Raw genomic sequence first — 9,024 nt, forward strand, 5'->3', positions numbered from 1 at the left:
CTCCCAGAGCGTCCCCCGTACGTCCCCGCAGGTACGCCGGGCGTCCGTCGCCCACGGTTTGTCGCGGACAGACCTCTGTCGCACCGCTGTTCACGGGAGTACGTTTCCGCCCCATGGAGATCCGTTCACGGGGCAAGCGTCCGCCGGACCACCCCGCCGAGCTTCGGAGACCGCGACTGATGACGCCCCGGATTCGCACCCTCGCCCTCTCGGTGGCGGCAGCCGCCCTCGTCGTCCCCCTCACCGCGCTTCCCTCGTCCGCCCGTCCCGCCGCCCCCGCCGACACCCCGCCGCGCACCGGCTTCGAGGAGAGCGGCGGCGCCGAGTGGACCTCCCTGGAGCGTGAGCGGGAATTCCTCGCGGAGGTCGAGCGCGGCGGTGAAAGGGTCGAGGTCGGCACCATTGGCACCACCAAGCAGGGCCGCCCCCTCAACCTCGTCGAACTGGGCAACAAGCGCTCGGTGACCAGCGTCCTGCTGATCTGCAGCCAGCACGGCGACGAGCCGTCGGGCCGCGAGGCGTGCCTCACCACCGTCCGCGACCTGGCCCATCCGAAGGACCGGGCGACGAAGCGGTTCCTGGACCGCACGAGCGTCCTGGTCGTCCCGACCGCCAACCCCGACGGCCGTGCCGCCGACACCCGCGGCAACTCCGACGGCGTCGACATCAACCGCGACCACATCGCGCTCAAGACCGCCGAGGGCCGCGCCATGGCCGCCCTCACCCGCGACCGCGAGCCCGACATCATCTACGACCTGCACGAGTACGGGGCCACCCCGCCGTACTACGACAAGGACCTGTTCGACCTCTGGCCGCGCAACCTCAACACCTCCTCGCGCGTCCACAAGGAGGCGCAGACCCTCTCGGAGGCGCACGTGCGCCCGGCCGCCCGCGCCGCCGGCCACTCCATCGGTACGTACGGCATCTGGACCGACCCCGTCACCGGCGACCCGATCAGGCAGACCGCGGGCGACGGCCAGGAGCGCATCCTGCGCAACGCCTCCGGCGTCAAGCACTCCGTCGGCCTGCTCATCGAGAGCCGGGTCGATCCGAGGTCCGAGGCGGAGGAGAGCGATCCCGCGCTGAACCAGCGGCGCCGGGTCGACAGCCAACTCGACTCCCTGAAGGGCCTGTTCGGGTACACCGACGAGCGCCGCGTCCAGATCGCCGCCGCCACCGCGCTGTCCCGCGCCGCCGGCCTGCTCGACCGCGGCCCCGTCTACGTCGGAGGCGCGGACAACGAGCCCGCGACCCCCGAGGACACCATCGCGAACCCGCCCTGCGGCTACCGGCTGGACGCCGCCCAGTACGCGGACGTGAAGGACGAACTTTCCCTGCACGGTGTGAAGGCCCTGCCCGCGCGTGATGAGACCGCCTTCGTGCCGCTGCGCCAGTCCCAGCGCAAACTGATCCCGCTGCTGCTCGACGGACGCGCCACCTATCACCTCACCGTTGGGCAACCCGTGACAATTTGTTGATAGAAAGAGACGCAAGTCACATGTGTGAGTTCCGGTTCGGTGGATAGTCGTGGATCAGCCCGCGAAGATCCGCCGGACCGGGCACTCGGCGTAACGGAGCGCCGACCCATGGCTCCGTGAAACCCCGAAAGGTGTTTGCCCGTGTCGCAGGACGCTCAGAAAACGGGGGCCGAAGAAGGTCCGCCGTCGGTGACGACGGTGGGGCCCGGCCACCCCCAGGACTCCCAACGCCCCCAGACCGACCGGGTGGTGTTCGGTGTCACGGCCGTCCTCACACTCGCCTTCGTGGTCTGGGGCTCGGTCGCCACCGACTCTCTGGAGAACGCGTCGAGTTCGATGCTCTCCGGCCTGATCCACAACGGCGGCTGGGCGTTCGTCCTGGTGGCCTCGGGCTTCGTGGTCTTCGCCCTCTGGCTGGCGATCAGCCGCTACGGCAAGATCACGCTCGGTGAGGAGGGGGAGCCGCCCGAGTTCAAGACCGTCTCCTGGGTCGCCATGATGTTCAGCGCCGGCATGGGCATCGGCCTGATGTTCTTCGGCGTGAACGAACCGCTGACCTTCTTCACCGACCCGCCCCCCGGTACGAACCCGCCCGACGCGGCGGCGGCCACCGAGACCGCCATGGCCACCACGCTCTTCCACTGGACCCTGCACCCCTGGGCCATCTACGCCGTGGTCGGCCTCGCCATCGCGTACAGCACGTTCCGGCGCAAGCGCCGCCAGACGATCAGCGCGGTCTTCGTACCGCTCATCGGCGAGAAGCACGCGTACGGCTCCACGGGCCGCGTCATCGACATCCTCGCGATCTTCGCGACGCTCTTCGGCTCCGCCGCCTCGCTGGGCCTCGGCGCTCTCCAGATCGGCAGCGGATTCACCGAGCTGAACTGGCGCGACAACGTCAGCACCGCCCTGCTCGTCGTCATCATCGGCGTCCTGACCCTGGCCTTCGTGGGCTCCGCGGTCTCCGGTGTCGAGAGGGGCATCCAGTGGCTCTCCAACACCAACATGGTGCTGGCGGTCTTCCTCGCTCTGTTCGTCTTCATCCTCGGCCCGACCGTCTTCATCCTCGACCTGCTGCCGACGTCGATCGCGTCCTACTTCGGCGACCTCGCGCAGCTCGCGGGCCGCACCGAGGCCAGCAGCGGCAAGGGTGTCGCCGACTGGCTCGGCAGCTGGACGGTCTTCTACTGGGCCTGGTGGATCTCCTGGACGCCCTTCGTCGGCATGTTCATCGCCCGGATCAGCCGCGGCCGGACGATCCGCCAGTTCGTGGGCGGCGTCATCCTCGTACCGAGCACCGTCAGCCTCATCTGGTTCGCCATCTTCGGCGGTTCGGCCATCCGGCTCCAGGAGGACAAGGGCCAGCTCGCCAAGGAGGCGACCCCCGAGGGCCAGCTCTTCCAGCTGCTCCAGGACTTCCCGATCGCCACCGTCACCAGCCTGCTGGTGATGATCCTCGTCGGCATCTTCTTCGTCTCCGGCGCCGACGCCGCGTCCATCGTGATGGGCACCCTCTCCCAGAAGGGCCACTTCGAGCCCAGCAAGTACGTGATCGTCTTCTGGGGTGTGGTGACCGGCGCCGTCGCCGCGGTGATGCTGCTCGTCGGTGACGGCAGCGGCGACGCCCTGCAAGGGCTTCAGAACCTGACGATCCTGGTGGCCGCGCCCTTCGCCCTCGTCATGATCGGCATGTGCGTGGCCCTCATGCGCGACCTGCGCCGCGACCCGCTGATCGTCCGCAGCGAGCGGGGCGTCGAGGTCGTCGAGTCGGCGGTCATCGCCGGCCACGAGCAGTACGACGGCGACTTCGAGATCCGCATCGGCCCGACGCCCGACGACGAGCCCGCCGGGAGCACCCCGGAGACGTCGTCGCCGCGCTGAGCCGCCGACGGTCACGGAGGCCGCCCGGCCCCCGCGGGTTCATCCCGCGAGCCGGGCGGCCTCCTCCGCACAGCCCCAGGCCACGGTGACGCCCGCGCCACCGTGGCCGTAGTTGTGCACCAGCAGCGCCCCGCCCGGCAGCCGGACCGCCTCGATCCGCACGCGGGGCCGCGCGGGACGCAGTCCCACCCGGTGCGCCAGGACCCGCGCGCCCCGCAGCTCCGGGCGGAGCGCGGCGCACCGGCCGACGATCGCGGCGGCGGTGCCGGGATCGGGCTGCGGATCCCACGCGTGCTCGTCCGCGGTCCCGCCGAGCACCAGACCGTACGGCTGCGGGAACATGTACGTCGTACCGGTGGCCTCGTCGCCCGCCGACACGAACCACTCGTCGATCCCGGGGTTCTCCACCACCACGAGCTGCCCGCGCACCGGATACACGGACGCGTCGGGCACCAGCTCGCGGGCGCCGAGCCCCGTGCAGTTCAGCACGACGGGCGCCTCCGCCGCCGCCTCCCCGAAGCCACCGGCCGTACGCCGCTCCACACCGCCGCCCGCGGCGCGCAGCCGCTCCTCCAAGTACCGCAGATGCGCGGGCATGTCGATCAGCGGGAGCCGGGCGCGCAGGGCCTGACCGCAGCCGTCGGGCAGTTCCCCCGCACGCGCCTCCCGCAGCTCCGGCAGCTCACCCGCCCAACTCCCCAGGCCCGCCACTGGCGTGTCGGTCATCAGGCCCGCCACGACGCGTACGCCGGTCGCCGCGGGATCGCGCGCCAGCTCCGCGTACTCACGCAGCGACCGCACCGACCACGGGCCGACCAGCTCGGCGGGCTCGATGCGGTACGGCCAGAACAGCGCGCCCGCCACCGCCGACGTGGTCCGCCCGGCGGGCTCCCGTGACCACACCCGCACCCGTCGCCCCCGCTCGGCGAGCACGACGGCGCTCGTCAGCCCGATGATCCCGCCACCGACGACTATCACCCTGTCACTCATGTCCGGGACGGTAGCCGAGGCGCAATCCGGTGGACATCCCGCCGCCGGGGCGCCATCCTCGGTCCAACCGACGATGGCCCCGACGAGCCGCGAATCGCCGTACGACATGAACCACACCACCTCGCAGCCCCGGAGGCCGGCGGCCCCGCGCCGATGACCGGGATCCGCGCCCGCACCCCCGCGGAACTGCGCCGCGGCCGGCGTCCACGCGCCCACTCCTGCTGGGACCATCTCTACGCGGCGCCGCTGTGGCCCCTGCACGGAGCCAACATCGGCACCCTGGCCCGCACCTGCGACGCGGTCGGCGCGTGCCTCGCCCTGCCCCGCCACCCATGGGTCCCGGAGGCACTGGCACGCGGCAACACCCTGCGCAGACCCCCGTGCGTCCACTGGACGGGCGATCCCCTCGGCTGGCTCACCCGGCAGCGCGAGCGGGACACGCACGTCGTCGGGGTCGAACTCGCCGACGAGGCCGTGCGCCTGGCCGACCTGCCCGCCGCCCGCGGGCGCACCGTGATGGTGCTGGGCCACGAACAGCAGGGCATCCCGCCCGAAGCACTCGACCTGCTCGACACCTGCGTGGAGATCCCCATGCTCGGTACCGGCGCCAGCCTCAACGTCGCCGTCGCCGGCAGCCTGGCCCTCTACCGACTGGCCGGACTGCTGTGACCCCTCGCGGCACACCGCACCGGCCGCCCGCCGGCCCCGCCCTCCGGGTGGACGACGCCACTTCCACCACACGCCATAGAATCGACGGCCTGATGACTGCCACTCTCGTCGCCAAGGATCTCGCCGCAGGACACGGCGACCGCTCACTCTTCGCCGGGCTCGACCTCGTCGTCGCGCCCGGCGACGTGATCGGGCTCGTCGGGGTCAACGGAGCCGGGAAGTCGACCCTGCTCCGGCTGCTCGCCGGGCTCGACACGCCCGAGGACGGGGCGCTGAGCCTCTCGCCGCCCACCGCCACCGTCGGCCACCTCCCGCAGGAGCCGGAGCGCCGCCCCGGCGAATCCGTACGGGACTTCCTCGCCCGGCGCACGGGTGTCACCGACGCCCAGGCCATCCTCGACACGGCCACCCAGGCACTCGTCGACGGCGCGCCGGGCGCCGACGACGCGTACGCGGCGGGCCTGGAGCGCTGGCTCGGGCTCGGCGGCGCCGACCTCGACGAGCGCGCCGAGGAAGTCGCCGCGACCCTCGGTCTGACCGTCGGCCTCGACCAGCCGATGACCTCGCTCTCCGGCGGCCAGGCCGCCCGCGCCGGCCTCGCGTCGCTGCTGCTCTCCCGTTACGACGTCTTCCTCCTGGACGAGCCGACGAACGACCTCGACCTCGACGGACTCGAACGCCTCGAATCCTTCGTCACCGGTCTGCGCGCCGGCACCGTCCTCGTCAGCCACGACCGCGAGTTCCTCACCCGAACCGTCACCAAGGTCCTCGAACTCGACCTGGCCCAGCGGCAGGTCAACCTCTTCGGCGGCGGCTACAGCGCGTATCTGGAGGAGCGCGAGCGGGCCCGGCAGCACGCCCGTGAGGAGTACGAGGAGTACGCCGACAAGCGCGCGGCCCTCCAGGGCCGGGCCCAGACGCAGCGCTCCTGGATGGAGAAGGGCGTCAAGAACGCGCGCCGCAAGGCCTCGGACAACGACAAGATCGGCCGTAAGTTCCGCTCCGAGTCCACGGAGAAGCAGGCCGCGAAGGCCCGCCAGACCCAGCGTCTGATCGAACGCCTGGACGCCGAGGCGGTGGACGAGCCCCGCAAGGAGTGGGAGCTCCAGATGGCGATCGCGTCGGCCCCGCGCTCCGGTTCGGTCGTCGCGACACTCAACGGCGCCGAAGTCCGGCGCGGGGACTTCCGCTTCGGCCCCGTCTCGCTCCAGATCGACTGGGCGGACCGCGTCGCCGTCACCGGCGCGAACGGCGCGGGCAAGTCCACCCTGCTGGCGCTCCTGCTGGGCAGGCTGGCACCCGACGCGGGAGCGGCCTCGCTCGGCTCCGGCGTGGTGGTCGGCGAGGTCGACCAGGCCCGCGCGCTGTTCCACGGCACGGAGAGCCTGTTGGAGGCGTTCTGCGCGGCCGTACCGGACACGGAGCCGGCCGAGGTCCGCACCCTGCTGGCCAAGTTCGGCCTCAAGGCGGCGCACGTGCTGCGCCCGGCGACGACGCTCTCGCCGGGCGAACGCACCCGTGCAGCCCTCGCGCTGCTCCAGGGCCGGGGAGTGAACCTGCTGGTCCTGGACGAGCCGACGAACCATCTCGACCTGGCGGCGATCGAGCAGCTGGAGTCGGCGCTCGACTCCTACGAGGGCACGCTGCTGCTGGTCACACACGACCGCCGGATGCTGGGATCCGTCCGCACGGACCGGCGGATCGAGGTCGCGGCGGGCAAGGTGACGGAGGCCTGACGGGACCGCCGGCGCTCCGGCCGCGCTGCCCGCCGCGCCGGGCCCGCCGGCCGATCCGGGCGTGCGGTCACGGTGGCGCCGCGGTACCAGGGGTCGTCGCGGCGGCGAGCGGCGTGGCCGTCGACGCCGCTACCTCGCAGGAAGCATCCCGGCCCCGGGGACCGGACCCGGCTCGCCCGTCGGGACATCGCGGCGCCGCCGTGTCGCGCCGCGCGTTCCGGCGACCCCGTGGGCACGGGTTCGCCGGAACGCGCGGTAGCGTCAGCCCCCGAGCCCCGCCCTCCGGAGCGCGTCGGCCATCGCACTGTTCGCCGGCGCGGGCTTCGACTGCTGCTTCGCCGGCGACTGCCGCTTCCCGCCCCGGTCACCGCCGCGGCCCGTGCCGCCACCGCCACCGCGCCGCTGCTGCTGCGGAGCACGGTCGCCACCGCCGGCGTGCGCGCCGCCGGTCTCCGTCCCGTCGTCCAGCCGCAGCGTCAGCGAGATCCGCTTCCGCGGGATGTCGACCTCCCGCACCTTCACCTTCACCACGTCGCCCGGCTTCACCACGTCCCGCGGGTCCTTCACGAACGTCTTCGACATCGCCGACACGTGCACCAGACCGTCCTGGTGCACACCGACGTCCACGAACGCCCCGAACGCCGCGACGTTCGTGACCACGCCCTCCAGCACCATCCCGGCGGTGAGATCGCCGATCTTCTCGACCCCGTCCTTGAACGTCGCCGTCTTGAACGCCGGTCGCGGGTCCCGCCCCGGCTTCTCCAGCTCACGCAGGATGTCCGTGACGGTCGGCAGCCCGAACGCGTCGCTCACGTAATCCGGGGCGCGCAGTGAGCGCAGCGCCGTCGTGTTGCCGATCAGCGCCGCGACGTCGCCGCCCGTCGTCTTCACCATGGCGCGGACCACCGGATACGCCTCCGGGTGGACGGACGAGGCGTCCAGCGGATCGTCACCGTCCCGGATGCGCAGGAAGCCCGCGCACTGCTCGTACGCCTTCGGCCCCAGCCGCGCCACGTCCTTCAGCGCCCGGCGTGAGCGGAACGGCCCGTGGGAGTCGCGGTGGGAGACGATGCCCGCCGCGAGACCGGCGCCGATGCCGGACACCCGGGAAAGCAGCGGCGCGGACGCGGTGTTGACGTCGACACCGACGCCGTTCACACAGTCCTCCACGACGGCGTCGAGCGAGCGCGAGAGCTTCACCTCGGACAGGTCGTGCTGGTACTGGCCGACACCGATGGACTTGGGGTCGATCTTGACCAGCTCGGCGAGCGGGTCCTGGAGGCGCCGGGCGATCGAGACGGCGCCGCGGATCGACACGTCGAGGTCGGGCAGCTCCTGGGAGGCGAACGCGGAGGCGGAGTACACGGAGGCGCCCGCCTCCGAGACCATCACCTTCGTCAGCTTCAACTCCGGGTGCTTGGCGATCAGTTCGCCGGCCAGCTTGTCCGTCTCACGGGACGCCGTGCCGTTGCCGATGGCGATCAGGTCGACGGAGTGCTCGGCGCAGAGCCGCGCGAGCCTCGCCAGGGACTCGTCCCACCTGTTCGCCGGGACGTGCGGATGGATCGTGTCGATGCCGACGACCTTGCCCGTCGCGTCGACCACGGCGACCTTCACGCCCGTACGGAAGCCCGGATCGAGCCCGAGCGTGGCGCGGGTGCCCGCGGGCGCGGCCAGCAGCAGATCGCGCAGGTTCGACGCGAAGACCCGTACCGCCTCGTCCTCGGCGGCCGTGCGCAGCCGCAGGCGCAGGTCGATACCGAGGTGCACGAGGATCCGGGTGCGCCAGGCCCAGCGGACCGTGTCCGCGAGCCACTTGTCGGCGGGCCGGCCGCGGTCGGCGACGCCGAAGCGCCGGGCGACCATGTTCTCGTAACCGCTGGGGCCCGGCTGCTCGCCCGCGCCGTCGTCGGGCTCCGGATCCAGGGTGAGGTCCAGGACCTCTTCCTTCTCGCCCCGGAACAGCGCGAGCATGCGGTGCGAGGGGAGCGCGGTGAAGGGCTCGGCGAAGTCGAAGTAGTCCGCGAACTTGGCGGCGGGCCCCTCGGTGGCGTCGCCCTTGCCCTCGCGGACCTTCGCCGTGAGCCGGCCGCGCGTCCACATGCGCTCCCTCAGCTCGCCGATGAGGTCGGCGTCCTCGGAGAAGCGCTCGGTGAGGATGGCGCGGGCGCCGTCGAGGGGGGGGGGGGGGGGGGGGGGGGGGGGGGGGGGGGGGGGGGGGGGGGGGGGGGGGGGGGGGGGGGGGGGGGGGGGGGGGGGGGGGGGGGGGG

The 9,024-nt window shown here is 72.6% G+C and carries 5 protein-coding genes and 1 pseudogene; 4 read left to right on the forward strand and 2 right to left on the reverse strand.

All coding sequences use genetic code 11. From position 1 onward, the window contains the following. Positions 1 to 179: 179 nt before the first annotated feature. Positions 180 to 1,478: a M14 family metallopeptidase gene (locus ACZ61E_RS30670; protein WP_469703483.1), complete on the forward strand. Its 1,299-nt coding sequence runs from the start codon at positions 180 to 182 to the stop codon at positions 1,476 to 1,478. A gap of 141 nt (positions 1,479 to 1,619) precedes the next feature. Then, a complete protein-coding gene (locus ACZ61E_RS30675) occupies positions 1,620 to 3,359 on the forward strand; it encodes a BCCT family transporter (protein WP_469703485.1) in 1,740 nt (579 codons plus the stop codon). 39 nt (positions 3,360 to 3,398) lie between these two features. Here the strand turns inward: ACZ61E_RS30675 and ACZ61E_RS30680 are convergent, their stop codons facing one another. After that, on the reverse strand, positions 3,399 to 4,349 hold the full coding sequence (locus ACZ61E_RS30680) for an FAD-dependent oxidoreductase (RefSeq protein ID WP_469703487.1): 951 nt from the start codon (positions 4,347 to 4,349) through the stop codon (positions 3,399 to 3,401). A 153-nt stretch (positions 4,350 to 4,502) separates the two neighbouring features. On the opposite strand from ACZ61E_RS30680, the gene ACZ61E_RS30685 reads away from it, so the two are divergent. Together ACZ61E_RS30685 and ACZ61E_RS30690 are read left to right on the forward strand one after the other, a co-directional pair. Continuing rightward, positions 4,503 to 5,018, forward strand: coding sequence for a TrmH family RNA methyltransferase (locus tag ACZ61E_RS30685; RefSeq protein WP_469703488.1), 516 nt, complete (start codon positions 4,503 to 4,505; stop codon positions 5,016 to 5,018). A gap of 92 nt (positions 5,019 to 5,110) precedes the next feature. Continuing rightward, a complete protein-coding gene (locus tag ACZ61E_RS30690) occupies positions 5,111 to 6,754 on the forward strand; it encodes an ABC-F family ATP-binding cassette domain-containing protein (RefSeq protein WP_469703490.1) in 1,644 nt (547 codons plus the stop codon). 261 nt (positions 6,755 to 7,015) lie between these two features. On the opposite strand, the pseudogene ACZ61E_RS30695 reads toward ACZ61E_RS30690, so the two are convergent. Further along, positions 7,016 to 8,944, reverse strand: a pseudogene (locus ACZ61E_RS30695) (Tex family protein); the annotation flags it as partial. Positions 8,945 to 9,024 lie beyond the last annotated feature (80 nt).

The sequence above is a fragment of the Streptomyces sp. NPDC104581 genome, from assembly GCF_055583685.1.

Bases quoted from the DNA above. Each gene is read 5' to 3' on its own strand.
- ACZ61E_RS30680 (WP_469703487.1), bottom strand. From the start codon at position 4,349: ATGAGTGACAGGGTGATAGTCGTCGGTGGCGGGATCATCGGGCTGACG.
- ACZ61E_RS30670 (WP_469703483.1), top strand. From the start codon at position 180: ATGACGCCCCGGATTCGCACCCTCGCCCTCTCGGTGGCGGCAGCCGCC.
- ACZ61E_RS30685 (WP_469703488.1), top strand. From the start codon at position 4,503: ATGACCGGGATCCGCGCCCGCACCCCCGCGGAACTGCGCCGCGGCCGG.
- ACZ61E_RS30690 (WP_469703490.1), top strand. From the start codon at position 5,111: ATGACTGCCACTCTCGTCGCCAAGGATCTCGCCGCAGGACACGGCGAC.